The sequence below is a fragment of the Xanthobacter dioxanivorans genome (assembly GCF_016807805.1).
In the GTDB taxonomy this organism is placed as follows: domain Bacteria; phylum Pseudomonadota; class Alphaproteobacteria; order Rhizobiales; family Xanthobacteraceae; genus Xanthobacter; species Xanthobacter dioxanivorans.
On the sequence record NZ_CP063362.1, the window covers coordinates 1,204,411 to 1,225,560 of the forward strand.

At 62.8% G+C, this 21,150-nt stretch carries 17 protein-coding genes and 1 pseudogene; 7 read left to right on the plus strand and 11 right to left on the minus strand.

Features of this window, described 5'->3' with window-relative positions; all coding sequences use genetic code 11:
* Positions 1 to 45 precede the first annotated feature (45 nt).
* From EZH22_RS05775 to EZH22_RS05795, 5 genes are all read right to left on the minus strand, one after another.
* On the minus strand, positions 46 to 777 hold the full coding sequence (locus EZH22_RS05775) for a biotin-independent malonate decarboxylase subunit gamma (protein WP_203194789.1): 732 nt from the start codon (positions 775 to 777) through the stop codon (positions 46 to 48).
* On the minus strand, positions 764 to 1,693 hold the full coding sequence (locus EZH22_RS05780) for a biotin-independent malonate decarboxylase subunit beta (protein ID WP_203194790.1): 930 nt from the start codon (positions 1,691 to 1,693) through the stop codon (positions 764 to 766). Before EZH22_RS05780 ends, EZH22_RS05775 begins: the two co-directional genes overlap by 14 nt.
* Positions 1,686 to 2,003, minus strand: a complete 318-nt coding sequence (gene mdcC, locus EZH22_RS05785) for a malonate decarboxylase acyl carrier protein (RefSeq protein WP_203194791.1) — start codon at positions 2,001 to 2,003, stop codon at positions 1,686 to 1,688. Before mdcC ends, EZH22_RS05780 begins: the two co-directional genes overlap by 8 nt.
* A gap of 11 nt (positions 2,004 to 2,014) precedes the next feature.
* A complete protein-coding gene (gene mdcA, locus EZH22_RS05790) occupies positions 2,015 to 3,685 on the minus strand; it encodes a malonate decarboxylase subunit alpha (protein ID WP_203194792.1) in 1,671 nt (556 codons plus the stop codon).
* 61 nt (positions 3,686 to 3,746) lie between these two features.
* A complete protein-coding gene (locus EZH22_RS05795; RefSeq protein WP_203194793.1) occupies positions 3,747 to 4,532 on the minus strand; it encodes an alpha/beta hydrolase in 786 nt (261 codons plus the stop codon).
* A 369-nt stretch (positions 4,533 to 4,901) separates the two neighbouring features.
* On the opposite strand from EZH22_RS05795, the gene EZH22_RS05800 reads away from it, so the two are divergent.
* Positions 4,902 to 5,831, plus strand: a complete 930-nt coding sequence (locus tag EZH22_RS05800) for an AEC family transporter (RefSeq protein WP_231711317.1) — start codon at positions 4,902 to 4,904, stop codon at positions 5,829 to 5,831.
* A gap of 157 nt (positions 5,832 to 5,988) precedes the next feature.
* Here EZH22_RS05800 and EZH22_RS05805 read toward each other — a convergent pair whose 3' ends face one another.
* Positions 5,989 to 6,843 (minus strand): fumarylacetoacetate hydrolase family protein, encoded by an 855-nt coding sequence (locus EZH22_RS05805; RefSeq protein ID WP_203194795.1) that lies wholly within the window; start codon positions 6,841 to 6,843, stop codon positions 5,989 to 5,991.
* A gap of 294 nt (positions 6,844 to 7,137) precedes the next feature.
* Between EZH22_RS05805 and EZH22_RS05810 the strand changes: the two genes are divergently transcribed.
* Complete coding sequence (locus tag EZH22_RS05810) at positions 7,138 to 7,854, plus strand: GntR family transcriptional regulator (protein ID WP_203194796.1); 717 nt, start codon at positions 7,138 to 7,140, stop codon at positions 7,852 to 7,854.
* A 317-nt stretch (positions 7,855 to 8,171) separates the two neighbouring features.
* On the opposite strand, the gene EZH22_RS05815 is transcribed toward EZH22_RS05810, so the two are convergent.
* On the minus strand, positions 8,172 to 9,059 hold the full coding sequence (locus tag EZH22_RS05815; protein WP_203194797.1) for a LysR family transcriptional regulator: 888 nt from the start codon (positions 9,057 to 9,059) through the stop codon (positions 8,172 to 8,174).
* Between the two features lie 266 nt (positions 9,060 to 9,325).
* Here EZH22_RS05815 and mmsB point away from each other — a divergent pair, with 266 nt between their 5' ends.
* The 4 genes from mmsB to bktB all read left to right on the plus strand — a co-directional run bounded on the left by mmsB (position 9,326) and on the right by bktB (position 15,175).
* Positions 9,326 to 10,174: a 3-hydroxyisobutyrate dehydrogenase gene (gene mmsB, locus EZH22_RS05820; RefSeq protein WP_231711318.1), complete on the plus strand. Its 849-nt coding sequence runs from the start codon at positions 9,326 to 9,328 to the stop codon at positions 10,172 to 10,174.
* A gap of 28 nt (positions 10,175 to 10,202) precedes the next feature.
* Complete coding sequence (locus EZH22_RS05825) at positions 10,203 to 11,702, plus strand: CoA-acylating methylmalonate-semialdehyde dehydrogenase (protein WP_203194799.1); 1,500 nt, start codon at positions 10,203 to 10,205, stop codon at positions 11,700 to 11,702.
* Positions 11,703 to 11,819: 117 nt separating this feature from the next.
* Positions 11,820 to 13,046: an ABC transporter substrate-binding protein gene (locus tag EZH22_RS05830; protein WP_203194800.1), complete on the plus strand. Its 1,227-nt coding sequence runs from the start codon at positions 11,820 to 11,822 to the stop codon at positions 13,044 to 13,046.
* A 941-nt stretch (positions 13,047 to 13,987) separates the two neighbouring features.
* Positions 13,988 to 15,175, plus strand: coding sequence for a beta-ketothiolase BktB (gene bktB / locus EZH22_RS05835; RefSeq protein ID WP_203194801.1), 1,188 nt, complete (start codon positions 13,988 to 13,990; stop codon positions 15,173 to 15,175).
* A 230-nt stretch (positions 15,176 to 15,405) separates the two neighbouring features.
* Here bktB and EZH22_RS05840 read toward each other — a convergent pair whose 3' ends face one another.
* From EZH22_RS05840 to mhpA, 3 genes are all read right to left on the minus strand, one after another.
* Positions 15,406 to 15,951 (minus strand): nuclear transport factor 2 family protein, encoded by a 546-nt coding sequence (locus tag EZH22_RS05840; RefSeq protein ID WP_203194802.1) that lies wholly within the window; start codon positions 15,949 to 15,951, stop codon positions 15,406 to 15,408.
* Between the two features lie 276 nt (positions 15,952 to 16,227).
* A complete protein-coding gene (locus EZH22_RS05845; RefSeq protein WP_203194803.1) occupies positions 16,228 to 17,130 on the minus strand; it encodes a SphA family protein in 903 nt (300 codons plus the stop codon).
* A 99-nt stretch (positions 17,131 to 17,229) separates the two neighbouring features.
* A complete protein-coding gene (mhpA, locus tag EZH22_RS05850; RefSeq protein WP_408647719.1) occupies positions 17,230 to 18,756 on the minus strand; it encodes a bifunctional 3-(3-hydroxy-phenyl)propionate/3-hydroxycinnamic acid hydroxylase MhpA in 1,527 nt (508 codons plus the stop codon).
* Positions 18,757 to 19,455: 699 nt separating this feature from the next.
* Here mhpA and EZH22_RS05855 point away from each other — a divergent pair.
* Positions 19,456 to 20,139, plus strand: coding sequence for a TetR/AcrR family transcriptional regulator (locus EZH22_RS05855; RefSeq protein ID WP_203194805.1), 684 nt, complete (start codon positions 19,456 to 19,458; stop codon positions 20,137 to 20,139).
* Positions 20,140 to 20,393: 254 nt separating this feature from the next.
* Here EZH22_RS05855 and EZH22_RS05860 read toward each other — a convergent pair.
* Positions 20,394 to 21,106, minus strand: a pseudogene (locus EZH22_RS05860) (ABC transporter substrate-binding protein); the annotation flags it as partial.
* Between the last annotated feature and the right edge of the window lie 44 nt (positions 21,107 to 21,150).

Genomic DNA, 21,150 nt, shown 5'->3' on the forward strand with positions numbered 1-21,150 from the left:
GCTTTCGGTTCGATCCGCAGCAAATCGTGGCGGCGATATGGATGGCTAGGCATGGTGGACACCGCAGGCCTGGTCCGCCACGCGCCGCGCGATCTGCGCCGCGACGGGGCGACCGCCGCGCGCGGCGCCGAGCGTGTCCCGGACATCGTGGGCGGGCATAGCGGCCAGCGTTGCTTCGAACTGGTCCGCTAGAGGCTTGGCAGGATCCCACACCTCCGACACCGCCCCCACCGCCGTCATGGATGCAAGACCCGGTGCGAAGACCGGCGTCGTCTTGGAGAGTTCCTCCAGCTTCGCCTGCGGCAGCTTGGTCACCCGCGCCATCGAAGGCAGGTCCATCACCGCCGGCTCGGCGCCGGGCAGGCCGATAAGGATGTCCGTGGCGCCGGCCGTGGCGAGGAAGGCCCCGGCGGCGGCCTTGCCATAGTTCAGCCCGACGGTGGGATGGCCGCTCCGGCTCGCCAGGAGCAAGCATTTCGCCAGATGAGCCAGATATTCATTGAGGCCGAGCATCTCGTCGTGGCGGGACATGAGCTGTCCCTGGGTGTCGACGACCACCAGGATCGGCGCCGTGCCGCCCGCAGCAATGATGTCGAGCACGCGATCCGCCAGCGGCAGGATGCCGGTGATGCCGAGCGCTTCGCCGTCGGTGATGCCGATCACCTCAACCGTGCCGCCATCGGCGCGCTTGCCGGTGCCGAGGAACAGATGATCGGCATGGCGAGCGATGACATGGCCCGCAGGAAAAAGGCTGTCCAGGATCTCATCGAGCGTCATGATCTGTTCCTTCCACGCCCGCGACCACCGCCCGGAAGGCGTTGTCGTCCATATTGCCGATAGCCTGCGGATCGGGGACGCCGAGGGTGGCCCACATCTCCGTCGACGCGTTGCACGCCCCAAGCCGCTCGGCCCGCACGGCGAGCCGCGCCTGCTCCGCCTTGAGCGTCGCGAGATCGAAGGTCGGGGCCCGATCCATGAGGGCAAGGGCAGCTCCCCGGAAGCCGGCGATGCTGTCATCGACATAGGCATCTGCGCCGCCGATGAGGCGCCGGGTGCGCCCGCCGGTCACGCTCCAGACCAGGGCCTTGTCCTGCGAGTCGAATTCCTCGACGCCTTTGTTGGTCTCGATCACCTCTGGGCCCGTGACACCTGTGCGCCCCTGCTCGGAGATGGCGATGGCCGAGCAGGTGGCGGCGGTGAGCCCGGCGCCACCGAAGGCGCCCGCCCGCCCGCCCACCAGCGCGATCACAGCGACCCCGGCGGCCCGTGCCTCCACGATGGCGCGCATCACCTCGGCGACGGCGAGCTCGCCCGCATTGGCCTCCTGAAGCCTCACCCCACCGCTGTCCAGCAGCAGGAGCACCGTACGCGGCAGCTTCGCATCGTCGCGCGCCGCGCGCAGCAGGCCGACGAGCTTGGCGCCGCTGACCTCGGCGAAGGTGCCCCCCATGAACTGGCCTTCCTGCCCGGCCACCAGCACGTCGCGCCCTTCAAGCCGCCCGCGCCCGACGATCATGCCGTCGTCGAAGGCCGCCGGCAGGTCGAACAAGGCAAGGTGCGGGCTCTGTACCCGTTCGGTCGGCGGCAGGAATTCGGTGAAGCTGCCCTGATCGAGCAGCCGCGTAAGGCGCTCGCGGGCGGTTGAGAGGAACCAGCTCACGGAGCCGGCTTCGATGTGGCGCATGTCAGTCATTGCCGACCTCCATGGTCCGCGCGCCCTGCAACAGCCGGAGCATCACCGTGTCGGGCCGGGCGCCGCCGTCATTAATCGAGATGCGCAGGCCGCCGGGCGAGGCGCGCTCGACGAAGTCGGCGATGACCGCCTCCCACACCTCGTCATAGCCACGCACCGGGGTGACGATCTCCACCGTGCATTCGGTCGCCTGGAGCATGCGCTCCAGCAGCACTTCGAGATTGCCGGAGCCGACGACGCCGACGAGGGCGCTACGGATCATGCCGGCGGCGGGGCCACGTGTCGTGTGGCGGAATCTGAGGGTTTCCATGGGCCGGCTCCTCACCAGTTGCGGAATTTGTGGGGCGGGTCGTAGAGATCGCCCGACCAATGCATCAGCTCCTTGATGGAGCGCGCGGCAAGCAGGCTCTTATTGGCATTCAACGGGTCGATGCCGAGATCCTCGGGCCGCTGGATCACCTTGCGCGCGCGCAATTCCTCGACCGTCTTGCGGTCCCGCGCACGCCCGACATCGGTATAGCCCGCCACGCCCCGGATCGCTTGCTCGCGCTCATAAGGCGTGCGGCACAGAAGGAGGTTGGCCATGCCCTCCTCGGTGATGATGTGGGAGACGTCGTCGCCATAGATCATCACCGGCGGCAAGGCGAGATCGAGGGATTTCGCCAGCTCGATGCTGTCCAGGCTCTCGACGAAGGTCGGCGCCATCTTATCGCCGAAGGTCTCGACGATCTGCACGACGAGTTTTCGCCCGCGCGGCAGCGCCCGCGCGTCGCCCGCCGCCTCGCGCCCGGCCTTGAGCCAGGCGTCGCTGGCATGCCGCCGCCCGCGCGGGTCCGAGCCCATGTTCGGAGCACCGCCGAAGCCGGCGATGCGGTCGCGGGTGAAGGTGGAGGAATTGCCCTGCAGGTCGATCTGCAGCGTCGAGCCGATGAACAGATCGGTCGCGTAGAGGCCGGCCGACTGGCAATACATGCGGTTCGAGGCCATGGAGCCATCGCGGCCGGCGAAGAAGATGTCCGGCCGCGCGCGCATGTAGTCGTCCATGCCGACTTCGGAGCCGAAGCTGTGCACCTGCTCGACCCAGCCGGTCTCGATGGCCGGGATCAGGGTCGGATGCGGGTTCAGGGCGAAATGCGTGGCGATCTTGCCCTTCAGCCCCAGCCTCTCGGCATAGGTGGGCAGGATCAGTTCGATCGCCGCCGTGTTGAAGCCGATGCCGTGGTTCAGGCGCTTCACGCCGTAGGGTGCGTAGATGCCCTTGATCGCCAGCATGGCGCTGAGGATCTGCGTTTCGGTGATCTGCGCCGGATCGCGTGTGAACAGCGGCTCCACATAGAAATGCGACGGCGCGAGCACGACGAAGTCCACCCGGTCGCCCGGCACGTCGACACGCGGCACCGTGTCCACCAGTTCGTTCACCTGGGCGATGACGATACCCTGCTTGAAGGCGGTCGCCTCGATGACCACGGGCGAATCTTCGGTGTTCGGCCCCATATAGAGGTTGCCGTCGCGATCCGCTGCGCGCGCCACGGTGAGCGCGACATGGGGGGTGAGATCGACGAAATAGCGCGAGAACAGCTCGATATAGGTATGGACCGCCCCGAGCTCGATCTTGCCGGCCTTGAGCGCCCTCGCAATCGCCGCGCCCTGCGGGCCGGAATAGGAGAAGTCCAGCTTTCGCGCGATGCCGGCCTCGAACAGATCGAGATGCTCGGAGAGAACCACGCCGGACTGCACCACATGGAGATCCTTCACCACGGAGGGATCAACCGCGGCCAGCCGGGCGGCGAGGAAGTCCGCCTGCTTCTGGTTGTCACCTTCCAGGCAGACCCGGTCTCCGGGGCGCACCACCGCCTCCAGGAGCTTCGTCGCATCCTCGGGGGAGGCCAGCTTCCCCCTGGCATAGGGGCTGGCCGCCGACAGGCGCTGGTCGCGCGATTGGCGGGCCGTATCCCATGCGCGTTGCGATGGACTGTTCGATATGGCAGTCATGGCGAGCCTCATGCACCAGGAAGAATGCCGCTGCGCCGAGCGGCGCAACGGCGGGGGTTGCCTAATTGCCCGGCTCAGCCACCTTGCGCGCGGCCTCTTCGATGACGGAAGCGACCTGCGTGGGATGGGATTCATAAACCGAATGACTGGCGCCCTCGATGACAATGAAGGGCGCCTTGGCACGCTGGTAGTAGAAGCGTTCCAGGTCGGGATTGATGATCTGGTCATTTCCGGCCACGATGCCCCAACTGGGCTTGGCCTTCCACGCTGCGGCGGTGAGCGGCGTGCTGAACACCTCGGCCTTGGCAAGCACCTGTGAGCGGGATTCGAATTCCGCCTGCTCCCTCGGCAGGTCAGGCGCGAACAGCTTCGGGAACAGCTCGGGGTTCAGATAGGTGTAGCCGTCCGGCGTTTTCTCGATGGCGCCCGGCGTCTTCGCCAGCACGCTCGGCATCTTCTTGCCGAGCTCGCCCTCATCCTCGCCCACATCGGGAGCATGGGCGGCGATGTAGACGAGGCCAGCCACCTTGGGGTGCACCCCCGCCTCCGTGATAATGGAGCCACCATAGGAATGGCCGACCAAGATGGTGGGGCCATCCTGCATGTCGAGCACGCGCTTGGCGGCGGCAACGTCGTCCTGGAACGACGTCTCGGGCTCCTGGACCATGGAGACGCGGAAGCCCTTCTTCTTCAGGATGTCATAAACCGGCTTCCAGCCGGAGGCGTCGACCCAGGCGCCGTGCACCAGGACGATGTTCTTGATGGGTTCCGCCGAAGCCGTGGCCGGAGCGGCCAAAGCGAGCAGCGATGCGAGCATCAAGGCGGGGCGGATACGATGGAGCGGCATTGTATTACCTCGTCGGTTGCAGGGCGACTGGGCCCCAATGGCGACGAGAAAATTCTCAAAAATGGACTCGAAGCGCGAGTAAAGATGCGTAAATTTGTGAAAATACCGCAATGATGCTGCCATAAACTGCGATCATCTGATTGTTTTAAATCTTTATATATTTATATAATCCGTCAATACAAATGTATATATATAAGATTTTGAAGCACCCGCCCTTTGAGAGAGGGAGGCTGCCTATGGTGGCGAACCTGCCAGGGCGGTCCCTTGAATTTTCATTGATTTACATGACAAGCGGCCGATCCGGCCCATCCTGCCTTTGTGATTCCAGAACACGGGCAAGGTTACCCTCATATGACCCATGCAATCCTGATGGCGCTCGCGCCGCTTTTCTTCGTGATGGCGCTCGGCTATGCTGCCGGGAAAGCTCGAAAGATCGATAACCACCATGTCGGCGGCCTGAATTCCCTGACCATGGAGTTCGCGCTGCCAGCGTCCCTATTCGTCGCCATGGCTTCGGCGCCGCGCAGCGAGATCTTCGCCGAAGTTCCTCTATTTCTTCTGCTCAGCACCGTCATGCTCGCCATATATGTGGGGTGGTATGCCTGCGCGCGGCGGTTCCTGGCGGCTGATCCCGCCGATGCCGCGCTTCAGGCCCTGACGGTCGCCTTCCCCAATCTCGCGGGCGTGGGCCTTCCCATCGCCGCCGCAGTTCTCGGGCCCACGGGGCAGATCCAGGTGGCCGTCGCCATCGCCGCCGGCTCCATCATGGTCAGCCCCATTACGCTCGTCATCGTAGAGCTTTATGCCCGGAGAGACACGAAATCCGGGGGCGGGGGCACGCCCATCGCGAGCGCACTGAGGCGCGCCATGACGAAGCCGGTGGTGGTCGCCCCCATGGCCGGCATCGCGCTGTCGCTGGCCGGCATCGAGCTTCATTCCGTCGTCTCTGCAAGCCTCTCGCTCATCGGACAGGCGGCCGCAGGCGTCGCTCTCTTCCTGACGGGCCTGGTGCTTTCAGCCCAGTCGTTCCGGCCATACTGGAAGGTGATCGCCGCTACCCTTGTGGCCGACATCATGCGCCCGCTGCTGGCCGGCGCCGCGGTCATCGGGCTCTCCGTGCCGCTGGACACAGCGCGGGTGGCCATTCTCCTCGCCGCCATTCCCTCCGGCTTCTTCGGCATTCTCTTCGCGGTCAGCTACGGGCAGGATTCGACAACCGCTGGCTCCATCGTGATCGCAAGCACACTCTTCAGTGCCGTGACGATGGCGATGATAATCGCGCTGCTGTTTCCCGCGTAGACGCAGATTTAAGCAACGCACCGGTTCGGACTTCAAGAGCATCAAGGAAAAACAAAATGAAGATGGTTGTCCCAGGCCTGCGGCATCCCACCCAAATTTCTTGCCGGGATTGCCGCTGAGCCGACCAGGAGGCACGAGAGGAGAGCCCTGCGGCGCCCTACTGCACGGCGGACGGAAATGGAAGCTCGTCGCGGCTCACGATCGGGTTTCGCAGGGTACCGATACCCTCAACCTCAACCTCCACGACATCACCTGGCTTAAGAAAGACCGGAGGATTTCTACCGATTCCCACGCCGCCTGGCGTGCCCGTTGCTATGACGTCACCCGGCAGGAGCGTAACGGTGTCGGTAATGTAGCTGATGATCCGGTCGATGCGATGGATAAAATCCTTTGTGTTCGCATCCTGCATGACCTGACCATTCACGCGCGCGGTCACGCGAAGGTTGTTGACGTCCGCAATTTCATCCTTCGTCACCACGACCGGCCCGATGGGCCCGCTCAGGTCGGCGTTCTTTCCCAGAGTAAATTGCCGTGTCTCCATTTGCTTGGTGCGAGCACTCAAGTCATTGAAGACCGTGTACCCGAGGACGCAGTCCATCGCGTTCTGCTCGGTGGCCGCCCAGCACCGGCGGCCCACGATGACCGCGAGCTCCACTTCCCAATCGAGGCCTGGCTCATTCGGCGGAACGGGAACGCCGGTGCCGTCGACGACAAGCGTACTCTGCCAGCGGCCGAAGATCATCGGCACCTTCGGCTGGTCGATCCCGGCCACCTCCTTGGCCTCGATCGCGTGATCTCTGTAATTGATACCGACGCAAAACACACGAGAGGTGAGCGGAACCGGGGGTGCCAGTTCAACGGTTGAAATATCGAATACGGCACCATCGGATTTTGAAATCATTTCCGATGGCGATGCATAAAATTCATCTACGGAACAGATCTCTATAACCTTGCTTCCCTCGCGGCGCCCGATAAAACGCTCACCATTCTTGAGGTAACCGACGTAGCGCATGATCGCGTTCTTTCATTAGATGAACAGGAACTTCAAATTCGAACCCGACGCTCGATCGGGGAGAGCTCCGCACGCACTGCTCTTCGCCAAGGCTCAAAGCGTCGCCTCGAAGGCTCGGGCATTCCACCCCCAACCTAGGCCGGCGATGCGCCGAGCGTCAAGATATTATATACGATTTATCATTTTCAATATTATGTTGACAATTGAACTCCAGCGCCGTCTCTGCGAACATGCCCAAGGGCGGTTGCGCTCCGGCCGCGGCAAATCTGGTCGACCGTTCAAAAAGGGCTCGAAATGTCCCCGCCTGCCGAACTGCCCCCCTCATCCGGCCGGCGCACGATGGCTTCGCTTCTCGCCGACCGTCTTCGCCAAGACGTCCTGACCGGGAGCCTGAAGCCCGGCGCACGCCTTTCCGTCAGGGAGTTGGCCGAGCGATATGACGCCGGAACAATTCCCTTGAGGGAGGCTTTGTCGCGCCTGTCCACCAGCGGGTTTGTCACGGCCGAAGATCAAAGAGGCTTTCGGGTTGCCGAGGTTTCCGCGGAGGAGGTTCTGGACATCCACAAGCAGCGCACCGAGCTCGAAGGCATCGCGCTTCGCGAATCCATCCGGGCCGGCTCGGTCCAATGGGAGGCCGAGCTGATCGCCGCCCATCACAGAATGGCGAGCATTCAGGGCCACCTCCTCGCCAGCGACCCGGAGTGGGAACACGAGCACATCCAATTTCACCTGCAATTGGTCAGCGGATGCGGGTCGCCCTGGCTGCTGCGCTTTATCCGAATGCTGATCGAGCACAGCCTGAGATATCGGCAGCTCGGCAGCCGCGCACTCGCGCAGGCGACGCGCAAGCGAGACGTCGCGGGTGAGCACAAGGCGATTTTGGACGCCACCTTGGCCCGGGACGCAGACCTGGCCTGCGCGCTCTTGAAGGCCCATTACCGGGAGACTTCCAGAATTGTCGTTGAAGCCATCTCCGCCGGTGCAGGCGAGAAGGCAAACACGCCACAATAATATATGATTCTTAGTATTATATCCTATTTCCAGGCCTTCCTCTCCGGAGCTGGGCCAAGCAGCAACGATCCCTCGACCAGACCCGCGGCCGCTCAGCAATCGCCCCCGACGCGCGTCAAGCGCATCGCGCTCCGATGCGAAAGGCCGAACGCAGCTTCGCCGCCATCTTCCCCCTCGGCGCGAGCTTCATCCTCATCCCATCCGTCCACATCGCCTGTCGCGTTTTCGAGCGACGTGGCGACCGCTTCGCGTGAAGAAACGCGATTGCGCGAAGACATAAGGGTGTTTCCCCGATGCCGTGAAACGGGTAAAAGCCCTTATGTGAGGAACTGAGCCGCCCGCTCCTTCGCCGCATTCTTTAAAAAGCGCCATACAACCGGGACACGCGCTATCCGCTTGAGCTCGGCCGGCATGAACATCCAATACGTTCTCTTGAAGACGACTGTCTTACCAAGCACCGGAAGCAGATCGTCTCTTCCATTGGCCAGATAACTTGGTAAAATTCCAATACCCGCGCCACCTGCAATAGCGGCGAGCTGTGCGAATATGCTCGTACTTCTAAGTGTACTGCAGCTGCTTTGAACCAGATCGAGGATCGCAGGGAGACCCTTCGCGGGCCCGCTCTCTTCAATGTAGCTCACGAAGCGATTGTGCTGGAGATCCTCGAGGGAGGCTATCGGCGGTCTTTCGGCGAGGTATGACGGCGAAGCGTAGAGGCGCAAGGTGTAGTCCACCAGCTTGGTCAACAGGTAGGGGCCGCGGCCAGGTCGATCGATGGTGATCACGATGTCGGCCTCATTGCGGGCAAGTTGAATGGGGCGCGGCTGCACAATGAGATCGATCCGCAAGTTCGGATGCATGCCTTGAAGCTTTCGCAGGTGTGGCGGAAGCACGCGCACGCCGTAGCCTTCCGAGCACCCGATCCGCACGACGCCCGAAATCTCGTCGGAAGGGTCCGAAAACTCCTCATCTATTCCAAGGAAATGTTCCTCGATGACCTGAGCTTCCGCCAACAAGCTTTGTCCACGTGGTGTCAGAACATGCCCCGATGACGTGCGGTTGAACAATGGGGAGCCGACCACAAGCTCGAGGCGCTGAATGCGGCGCGACACGGTGGTGTGCTTCACATCCAGCCGGCGGGCAGCCTCCGTTAGCGTGCGCGAGCGCGCGAGTTCAAGGAAGTACCTGAGATCATCCCACTCCATCGTCGTCGGCTCCGGTCCAGGAGGGGCCGCGTTTTTCGACGCGACTACGCTGTGCATTTTTGAACACTAACGTTGCGCTTATGGGAGGTTCAAGCGCCCTGAGGGCATGATACCCATTAAATCCAAGGGCTCCATTCGAATGCCCGGTAGCGCCCGTCAGCACCGCGAAATGTCAGCCGTGCTGCGGCGAAAAGAGAACGAACGCTCGGGAGAGAAGCGTTATGAAGAAAATTGCGTTCATAGGCCTCGGAAACATGGGGTTTCCGATGGCCGCCAATCTCGTGCGCGCCGGCTACGAGGTTGGAGTCTACGACCTCAGCGCCGACGCCGTCAGTCGCCTGGCTTCAGAGGGTGCTCGCGCCGGCCGCAGCCCGCTTGACGCCGCCGATGGTGCCGATGCGGTCATCACCATGCTGCCGAACGGCAAGATCGTCTGCGACCTCTATCTGGGACCCGAGGGGCTCATCCATGCCCTGCAGGATCGGCCGCTGCTGATCGATTGCTCGACCATCGCCCCCGAGACGGCGCGGACCGTGGCGGCCGAGGCCGCTGCCGCGGGCTTTTCCATGCTGGATGCCCCGGTCTCCGGAGGCCCGCCGCGCGCCGCCGAGGGGACGCTCAGCTTCATGGTGGGCGGCAGCGGGGAAGCGCTCGACGCCGCCCGTCCCGTGCTGGAGAAGATGGGCCGGTTCGTGTTCCATGCCGGTGGCAACGGTGCGGGGCAGGCGGCCAAGATCTGCAACAACATGCTCGCCGCCGTCGCCATGGCAGGTACCGCAGAGGTGATGGAACTCGGCGTGCGCAACGGGCTCGACCCGGCGGTCCTCAGCGCCATCATTCAGAAAAGCTCGGGCAACAACTTCGTGCTGGAGCGCTGGAACCCCTGGCCCGGCGTCTTGCCGGAGGCGCCCGCCAGCAAGGGCTATGCCCCCGGTTTCCAGCTCGCCTTGATGCTGAAGGATCTCGGCCTCGCCCTGGACAACGCCCGCGCCAACGGCGCTTCGGTGCCCATGGGTGCGTTGGCGCAGAGCCTCTACGCCCTCCGCTCCAAGGAAGACGGCGCCGGCGCCTCGGACTTCTCCTGCATCCAGACCCTCTATTCCCGTGGTGCTTGACGCGCCCCCTGATCAAGGAACGCAACTCATGTACGGCAAAGATCATTATATTGGCGGCGCCTTCAGCGCCGGCTCGGGCGGCCGCACGGGTCCGGTGTTCAACCCCTCCACCGGCGAGGAGATCTACCGCAGCAGGTACGCCGACAGCGCCACCGTCGACGACGTGGCGAAAATCGCCGTGGCGGCAGGACGCGCCTGGGCGGCGCAGTCTCAGGCCCGGCGCATGCAGGTCATCTTCAAGATGCGCGATCTGCTGCTCGCCAACACGGACGCCCTCGCGGAAGTCATTGGCCTCGAGAACGGCAAGACCCTCGACGACGCCAAGGGCGAGATCGGGCGCGCCGTCGAGGCGGTCGAGTTCGCGACCAACGCGGCCCAGGTCACCAAGGGCGAGTATTCCCTCAACGTCGGCGGCGGAATCGATACGTTCTCCATTCGCCAGCCGGTGGGGGTCGTCGGCTGCATCTCGCCATTCAACTTCCCGGTCATGGCGCCGCTCATGATGGGAGCGATGGCGGTGGCGGTCGGCAATGCCGTCGTCCTGAAGCCCTCCGAGCGGGTTCCCGGCGCGGTCTCCCTCATCAGCGAGCTGTGGAAGCAGGCCGGCCTGCCGGATGGCGTGTGGAATGTGGTGAACGGCGATGCCGAGGCGGTGGACGCGATCCTGGCGCACCCGCTGATCCCGGCCATCAGCTTCATCGGCTCCACCCGGGTCGGCGAGCACGTCTACCAGAAGGGGTGCAGCCACAATAAAAGGGTTGCGGCCTATACGGGCGGCAAAAACCACATGGTGGTGATGCCGGATGCGGATCTGGAGGCCGCGGCCGCGGCGTTCGTGAGCGCCGGCTACGGTTCCGCGAGCCAACGCTGCATGGCCGTCTCGCTCCTGGTGGCCGTGGGCGAGCAGACCGCTCGCGACCTGCGCGAGATCATCGTGCCCATGGTGAAGAAGCTGCGGGTCGGCGCCTACAACGACAAGGGCGCCGATTTCGGCCCCGTCGTCACCGCCGCCGCGAAGAAGGCGGTGGAAGACGCCATTCAGCGCGCGGTAGACGAGGGCGCCGAGCTCGTCATCGACGGGCGGGACGTGGAGGCGCAGCGCAAGGGCTTCTATGTCGGCCCCTCGCTTGTCGACAACGTCACCGTAGACATGCAGATGTGGAAGGAAGAGATCTTCGGCCCCGTGCGCGGATTGATGCGGACGAAGACGCTCGACGAAGCCATCGCCGTGGTCAACGCCCATGAATATGGGAACGGCGCGGTGATCTTCACGCGAAGCGGGCAATCCGCGAAGCGCTTCTACACCGAGGTCGAGGCCGGGATGCTGGGCGTGAACGTGCCGGTGCCGGTGCCGGTCGGGTATTACAACTTCGGCGGCCTGCGCCGCTCCAAGTTCGGCGATGCCCACATGTTCGGCCCCGACGCGGCCCGCTTCTACACCAAGATGAAGACCATCTCCCAACGGTGGCCGGAACGCGACGCGCAGGACGATCGCGCGCTGTCCATGGCCTTCCCCAGCAACACCTGAAGCACGCGCCACCGCCGGCGACGCCCAGGCATCGCCGGCGGGGACCACCAGATGGCGCCGGCAAGACCGGCGCCATCGAGAACAATCAATAAGACGAACCAAAAAAGGAGGAATGCCATGAGACCGGCCCTTTCCATAATGGCCCTGCTCGCGACCGCGTCACTCTCCCAAGCCGCCGACCTTTCCGGCGGCAGCGTCAAGATTGGCGTGCTGAATGACCAGTCCGGCGTCTATTCGGACTTCGGCGGACGCACCTCGGTCGATGCGGCCCGCATGGCGGTAGAAGATTTCAACGGCAAGGCGAAGGGCATCAACGTCGAGATCGTCTCGGCCGACCACCAGAACAAGGCCGATATCGCCACCGCCGTCGCCAAGCGATGGTTCGACGTGGACGGTGTCGACGCCATCGCCGACCTCACCAATTCCTCCGTTGCCATCGCGGTCAACACCATGGCGAAGGACCTCGGCAAGGTCACGCTCATGACCGGCCCATTGAGCACCGCCGTGACCAACGAGAGCTGCTCGCCCACCGGCTTCCACTGGGGCTGGGATACCTATTCCCAAGGCACCGGAACGGCAGGCGCCCTGATGGGACAGGGGCAGACCCGCTGGTTCCTGCTCGCCGCCGACTACGCCTTCGGTCACGCCATGGCCAACGACATCTCCCGCGTGGTCACCGAGCGAGGCGGCAAGGTTCTGGGCCAGGTGAACCACCCGCTCGGCGTTGCCGACTTCTCCTCGTTCCTGCTGCGGGCCCAGAGCTCTGGCGCGCAGGTCATCGCCCTCGCCAACGGCGGCACGGACACCATCAACGCCATCAAGCAGGCGGCCGAGTTCGGCATCACGCAAGCGGGGCAGAAGCTCGCCGGCCTCGGCGTCGTCATCAGCGACGTGCACGCCCTCGGGTTGAAATCCGCCCAGGGCCTGGTGGTCACCACGCCGTTCTACTGGGACGCCAACGACGAGACACGGGCTTTCGCGAAGCGCTTCTACGAGCGCAACGGGCGCATGCCCGGCCAGGTGCAGGCGGCAACCTATTCCTCGGTCCTGCACTACCTGAAGGCGATCGAGGCCGCCGGCACCGACGACGGCAAGCAGGTCGCCGCCAAGATGCGGGAAATGCCGGTGAAGGATGCCTATGCCCCGAACGGCCGCATTCGCGAGGATGGCCGCATGGTCATGGACATGTATCTCGTGGAAGTGAAGAAGCCGGAGGAGTCCACCCGCGAGTGGGACTATTTCAAGATCCTCGGCACGATCCCCCGCGAGACCACGGCGGCCCCCATCGAGCAGTCGCGCTGCCCCTCGGTGATTGCCGCCCGCAAGACCTCGGCGGAAAAGTGACCCGACCTCTCAACAGATGAGCCATAGATAAATGCCCGAGCCCAACCCGGCTCGACTTTGCCATGGCCTGCTTCTCCCCGGTGAAGGGCGGCGGATCCGTGCCGGGGCCCGCGCATTCGCGGAGATGTAAGTCGCGCCCGTCGCGACGAGATCGGGCAGCGCGAGGAGGCGAGGGAAAACTTGCCCCTCGCCTTGTTCGAGGCGGCGGGCGCCGCCGGGCTGTTCCGCCTTCCCTTCGCGGCCGATATCGGCCGCGAAGGCGCCTGAAGCCCGCGGTGGCGGCGGCCGTCGCGGCGCGCGAGGAAGGCGCGTATTTCAGCGCCGCCGCCGACCGCGACGTGTGCCGCATCCTCGTGGGAACGCCCTCCGGTCCGGTGCGCCGGAGCCGCGCAGGGCCGACCGCGCGCCGCAGCTCACCGGCGAAACGACCGCTGCGTTCGTGACGACCGGGCCGGAAGCCAGCTCCGATCTCTCCATTCCGGCAATCCGCACGCACGCGACCGCCGATGGCGACGGACCTGGGATATCCGGTGACCTGGGCCCCCTCTACGGCGGCAGGCCGTTTCCACGATCAGGGCGGCTTGGGTGACAGCGACACCGGGCGATCGCCCCCACATGTTCGGTCCGGGGCACGAGACACGGTGAGCGGCGCCGGCTGGGCGCGCTGGTGCTCCCGGCCCCGGAGCTTCAGGCCGAGCAGGTGGCCGCGCCCGAGGTGGTGGACCCGGGCGCGACGCTGGCGTCGAAGTTCAAGGAAGGGCCCTTTGCGCCCATGCGCCGTTACGGTAATGCCAGGGTGGCGGCGGCGGTGCGTGATCTGCGCGCGCGGCGGCCATCCATTGCCAGAACGGGCGGCGGCCTGATTCACGAATTTCGAAACCCACGCGTTTTCCAAGGCCCGGCGCCGACATCGACGCCCGCCTATCCCGGAAGGAAGCGGCATGAGCAACCCAGAGGTCTTCATCGTTTCCGGCGCCCGCACGCCCATCGGCGATTTCGGCGGCGCGCTGAAGGACATTCCCCCGATCGCCCTCGGCGCCCATGCCGCCAAGGCGGCCATCGCCCGCGCCGGCATCGCAGCAGAAGACGTGGGCCACACGGTGGTGGGCAACGTGATCCACACCGAGGCGCGCGACATGTACATCTCGCGCGTGGTGGCCATGGAGGCCGGCGTGCCCAAGGAGGTGCCCGCCCTCACCGTGAACCGCCTATGCGGTTCGGGCCTCCAGGCCATCGTCAACGCCACCCAGATCCTGAAGCTGGGCGATGCCGAGATCGCGCTCGCCGGCGGCGCCGAGAGCATGAGCCGCGGCGGATATCTGATGCCCGCCGCCCGCTGGGGGCAGCGCATGGGCCCCACCACGGCGGTGGACATGATGGTGGGCGTGCTCACCGATCCGTTCGGCCACGGCCACATGGGCGTCACCGCGGAAAACATCTCCGAGCGCTACCAGGTCTCGCGTGAGGACCAGGACGCCGCCGCCGTGGAGAGCCACCGCCGCGCCGCCGCCGCCATCGCCGCCGGCCACTTCAAGGACCAGATCGCCCCGGTGGAGGTCGCGAGCCGCAAGGGCAGTGTGATGTTCGACACCGATGAGCACGTGCGCGCCGAGGTGGGCGCGGCCGACATGGCGAAGCTGAAGCCGGTGTTCAAGAAGGACGGCTCCGTGACCGCCGGCAATGCCTCCGGCATCAACGACGGCTCGGGCATGGTCGTTCTCGCCACCGGGGCGGCGGTGAAGGCCAGGGGCCTGAAGCCCATGGCGCGGCTCGTGTCCTATGGGCTGGCGGGGGTCGATCCCTCCGAGATGGGCATGGGGCCGGTGCCGGCGGTGAAGACCGCGCTGGCCAAGGCGGGCCTCACCCTCGACGACATCGACCTGATCGAATCCAACGAGGCGTTCGCCGCCCAGGCCTGCGCGGTGAGCCGGGCGCTCGGCTTCGATCCGGCCAAGGTGAACCCCAATGGCGGGGCCATCGCCCTCGGCCACCCGGTGGGCGCTTCGGGCGCCATCCTCGCCGTGAAGACCATCTACGAGCTGCAGCGCACCGGCAAGCGCTACGGGCTCATAACCATGTGCATCGGCGGCGGGCAGGGCATCGCCGCCATCGTCGAGCGGGCGGATTGAGCCTCCTGACGAAGTCGCAGCATTTCTGCCTCGCCGAAGGCGCAATTCCCGGACGGGCCTCGGCTCGGACATGGATGGCGCACCGGTCCTGACCTGCACCAGTCCAATTCGTGCGGCGCTTCGCTGCTCTTATGAAGCAGAGAAGCGTTCCGAAGCGGGTATCGCATCTTATGCCAACGGCCTCGGTCCTTGACCGAGGCCGACAGGCTTGCCCTCAGGCGCCGCGCGATCTAGGCCGGAACCTCAAGATCAAACTTCACCTCCGTGCACCCCGCCGGAATGTCGTCAACGGCATTCGGCGCCCCCTCCTGGCGCCAGATTTCGTATGCGATTTCGCGCAGGATCTTGCCGTCCTTCATCTCGAAGACGTGGGCCAGCCGAACCGACATTTCCGTGCCTTTCGGAAAAGGAAGGTTGGGCATCTCGTCGCCGACGACCCTCACATGCGCGATCTGATCGTCGAACACGAACTGCTCCGTTGCGAAGCGCCGCAATGGAATGAAGGAGTGATAAGCGACCGTCCGAAAGATGCCGCGGTAGGATTCCAGAATCTTGTCCCTGTCCTTGAGCACGACGCCTCGGCTGGGTGCCTCCCAGCTGATATCATCCGAATAGAGTGCGACGGCTTTCTCTACCGTCTCGGGCGTCTCGTTGTGAAAATGAGCATCGACCGCCCTCATGTTGCGCGCGATGATCTCGTCACGCGTCAACTCGCTGTCCGGACGCCTGGTATCAACTTCGATTGGCCCTTGGATCGTCCTATCAACTCCTGCCATTGGTTCCTCCTTGGATGGTGTTTGAGGCAAGGTTCGGATGCTGCGTGGCTGCGGGCGGCCGCTCGGCTTTGGCCATTTCCCACGCCTCTTCCGCGTTGCATCCGAATCCATTTCCGGATTCCGGAACGCAGCGCGCTGAACTTCAATTTGGTCGGATCGGCGCTGCGCCCGCACAGAAGACAGGCCTTCGGCGACAGCACCCGGTTCCTTCCAAGGCCTTTAATGTCGCGCTTTCGCCGCCGCGGGCGCGCGCTCTTGAGCCACAAGGCGATACGGCTACGGCGCGCGCAGCGGAACGAAGAACTGGAACCAGAAGCGGTCGCCTTCGGCCCGATTTTCGGTGGCAAATTCGTGCTGCCACTTCACACCGAAGGCGCCATTCGGGCCGCCGTAGGAAATCTGCGGCCCAATGGCGAAGCCCTGCTGTCGAAATCCACCCTGATAGGCGACGCCCAGCAGTTCATCGTCAGTGAATTGCTTGACAAAATAACCGCCGACGCCAACCGTGAGCTCCGGAATTGTGTCGAACGCATGATAATTGACGCCCCAATCAACGAAAAACAGGGCGCCGGACTGGTATTGGGTGTCGTCGTTCTTGGTATGGAACTCCACGCCAATCGCACCCGACACATCAAGCTTCTGCACCGGCATCCAGGTGAATGTCGTATAGGGATTGACGGTAATGAAGTTGTTGGACGTGGCCCCGCCCGTGGGAACGAAAACGTCGACACCGGAAAAGCCGAAGAAGGTCTTCTCTGCGTTCGACCAACCGAGATAAAGCGGCTGAAGCGTGATGTCGCCAAAACCGAAATTGCTTTGCGATCCGAAAACCGTCCCGACATCCGTATTCATAAAGGGAACGACGATTCCCGAAGCGAGGCGGAACGGCCCGAACTCCACGTCCCAGGTATGGAAGATGCGGACCGCATTGGCGAAGACGTCCGCTCCGAAGCCCGGCACGGCACTGTTTCCCTGGCCATTCGTAAATGCATCCGCCGCATAATATATCGTATAGTTCTGCAACCAGGTGTCGCCCGGCCCCGGCATCGCCCCCGCCATAATCGTATTGACGCCGATAGGGTAGGCAATAGCTCCATTCTCCGTCGCATTCGACGGGCCCGACGCGCTGAGCGCAAGCCAGCCGAAGCAGGCCATCAGAACTTTTTTTGAAATAAACATGGATTCCCCCCGATTTTTATTGTTCGAAGCGGCACAGATATTGACCGTGCCGCCGCTATTAATTTTAGACTTAAGCACCATATTTTAGTGAAGCGGACATCACGCCGGCGACAATTCCAGAGACCTGACTTTCAGATGCATCTTGGCGCCAAGCTCGTCCAATGACCGGGAAAAGGATTCCGCGCTGCAGCTGATGGCCACATAAAAATCAGGACGAATAAGAATAATTTGTGATTTTATTTCGTCGAACCAAGACTTGTATGTTCCATCTCGATCGAAAATTGCACCGTCTTTGTATTCGTCCGTCATCTCGAACGCTCGTACGCCAAGCCTATCCAGCACTTCCCTCTGGAGTTGCGATATGTGATCGAGAGGATTCAGCTTCCAGCCGATTGCCGCCCATCCTCCATCGACGAACTCGTCAAATCGTCCGGTGTTTCCGCCGAACGATACGTAGCCCTGAGAGGAAAGCTTGCCGGCACAGCCGTGGCCTTCGATCCAGATGCCGTTGCCTAGGGATAGATTGGGATCGGTCGAGGGCTTCGGGCCATTCGCGGCGAGATCTGCCATCATGGCGCGATCTCGCTCCGCCGCCTCCGCCGGGTCAGTAATACACACCACACCGCCAATTCCGACAGAGAGATTTATGAATTCCCTGACATGTTCTCTTCGTTCATCACCATACGTTCCAAGAACCCCGTCGTCGGCCAGTCCGGCAAGCGCGAGGTCAAGTTTCCAGGCAAGGTTATTGGCGTCTCGCAATGCTGCGCACATGCCCTGTCCTGCAAAGGGGGGCATAAGGTGTGCGGCGTCGCCTGCGATCAGAATGCGACCGCTGCGCCAGGTCTCCGCCCATTTGGCCTGAAAGCGCCACACGGCGTGCCGTTCGAGCGTGCAATTCTGCGGATTGGCTCCCCATTTATCGAGCAGTCTCCAAGCGGCGTCTGGATTATTCAGCAGCTCGGGGGTTTCACCCGGCAGCACCATGAACTCCCACCGCCGACGCCCAGGGCCAGCCGGCACGACGGTTGTCGGGCGGGTCGGATCGCAGAGCTGAAAGATTGGCGGGTCAAAGACCATCGGCTCATTGGTCTTGATATCGACGATGAGCCAATCGAACTGGAAGCCGAGGTCGTGGACCGGCAGCGCCGTTTTTGTGCGGACAAGGCTATTGGCGCCGTCGGCACCGATCAAATACTTGGCGCTGAGAACCCTCTCGATGCCTGTTGCTTCCTCTCGACATCGAATCGACACCGATTGGCCATCCTGACTGAGGTCTAGCAGCTCTGATCCACGGGCCACCTTGATGGCGGGAATCTGCTGGATCCTTTCGGCCAGGCGGACCTCGAGCTCGGGCTGATTGAACCAGTATAACCGATGCCAACCGGCTTTAGTTTGGCCTCGCCAGTCATAGCGCGCAAGAACTTCGCCATTACCGTTCTTGAGCTCGTACCAATCCCTAAAATATTGGATCTTTTCATCGTTGTCTGCATCGATGCCAATGCGCGACAAAAGACGGGCAGCCTCGTCATCGAAGGTCACCGCGCGGGGGAGTGGATAGTGCGCGGCGTGACGCTCAACAACAATTACGGACCGCCCCCGTTGGCCAAGGAGAATGGCAGACATAAGCCCTGCCGGGCCGGCGCCGATGACAATAACGTCAGCATCGTATTCTTTTGGCGTATTTGTCACGGATTCACTCCCATGATTGTGCTTTTATATGATGATTCGATCTTTCGTCAGAAGACGAATGTCTGACTTATTATTTCTTTGCAAGAGCTAACATGAAAACGACTATCGAATACTACTTATAAATGTAAATATTTATATCAGAAATGAATTAGATAAAATTACAGTAACGGCCATCAGCATAAGAATAATACTTGTACCCGCCCGACAAACCGGGACGCACGGGCTTCGGGGGTGGCAGCTGCTCGCGCGCCAGCTTTGCGGGCGTGCCTTCCTTGGCCGGGCGAGAAAGAAGCGCCTGCTTGCCGCGCCTGTCGCGCGCGGAGGTCAGAGGCATGTTTGCCAAAACGTCGAGAACTGGCGAGCTGAAATTCCCGCATCTCGATTGCTCCCTTTTTTGGGCTTCTAGCGGCCCTGCGCGTTCTGCGCTCGTATGACATATCTCGATATGAGAGACATCTCATTTTATGAGGTATCTCTCATATTATTCGGTGTCAAGCCTCCCGGCGCGTCTTCAGCAAGCCGCATGGGCGATGCGCAAATTTTTGCGTATGCTGCAGACGGGGCCATGCGGGCGTCCGGGGCATCGGTATGTTAGGGATGCCACGTCATCCTAGGTGTGAGCAATTGTGGGAAATGAAACAGCGGGCGGATAGCATTCGTTTTCGGCAATCGGCAGCATTTGATAAGAAATCAAATGTAACGCGGGCCAGAATTTTGGACGCAGCTATAAACGTTATTGCGATGCATGGACCTGACAAGGCATCAATCGCGGAGATAGCGAGAGTATCCGGCCTGGCAAACGGAACATTCTATATATATTTCAAGAATAAAGACGATCTCATTGATCAGCTCGGCGTCTCGGTGACAGAGGCCATCGTCAAGTCGGTCCACAACCCCGCGTTGGAGCATGAGGACGCCGCCCGGCTGGTGGCGAGGCATATCTTCTGTTTTCTTCAGATTGCGGGCTCGGAACCCAATTGGATACCGCTCATTGTGGACGTTTTGGGAACCACAATGAAACCCCTTGGCAACATTGAAGCCGGCATCCGCAACGACGTTCACAAAGGCAGAACATCAAATCGATTTGATGTTCCGGAATGCGAGGAAATCATATCAATCATACTTTCCCTCTGCCGAATTGGCCTTGAACGGATCAGGATCGGGACAGAAGTGCGGATCGTGCAACAACGGATCATCGAGGCGGGCCTGCGTATGCTTGGCATTAGCCCGATGGAGGCGGCGATCATTGCTGAAGAAACGATATCGTTGCAACTCTGGCATAACTTTGAATTTCCGGACGTGACGAGCGCACGTTGAAGGATACTTTACCGATGGGGAACCCTCTTGCGGGCCATGGCGGCTGTGATCACGAGGGGCCGCCTGGTGACGTCTGCGAGGAAGGTTTTGAGTGTCGTGCCTTTCAGGCGCATCCTGCCGGGAATGGCTGCAAGGCCATTCCATCAGGTCGCCGACAAAGCCGCAATGCCGTGAGGTTCTTCGACTTTACGACGTCCGCCCCGGATCCGAAGGGGATCCCTCGACCCCAACCTTAGAAAGGTGCTAGCGAGTCCTCCGCCACACGTCTTCAGGCCCAGGGAATGGATGTCGGAGAGGAAGATGAGCAGGCTGACCGGCTTCTGCTTCTGGGACAGCCCGAACTCGGCGGCCTGCTTCACCGAATTGATGGTGTCGCCGCCGGAATTGGCCAGCGCCACGACCCTCGTGCCGGAGCCCTACGCCTGGAGGATGAAGGAGGAGAAGTCCGAGCTCTGGAACGGCGCCAGCGCGCGGCCAAGCACCTTGCCGCCGTTGGCCTTCACCACCTCGGCCGCGTCGCGCTCCAGCGCATGGCCGAAGGCGTAATACGCCGTCAGGAAGTACCAGGAATCGCCGCCCTGCTTGATCATGGCGCGGCGGTGCCGTTGGCGAGCGCCCAGGTGTCGTAGGTCCAGTGGACAGTGTTGGAGGTGCAGGCCTTTGCGGTGAGATCACACGTGCCGGCGCTCGCCACCAGGAAGACCTTGTTCTTGTCGCGGCTGATGTCGGCGAGGGCGACGGACGAGGTCGGCACGTCGACCATGGCGTCCACCTTGTTCTGGTGATCGGCGGAAACCACCTCCACCTTGAAGCCGTGCTTCTCCGGCTGGAAATCCGCCACCACCATCTGGGCGGCGGTCACCGAGCCGGGACCGGCGATGTCGGAATAAAGGCTCGACTGATCGTTCATGACGCCGATGCGGAAGGTCGGCAGATCCTGGGCCGAAGCCCTCTGGGCGGTCGTGATCGGGACGGCGACGGCGCACGACAGCACGGTCGCCGCAACGAGGG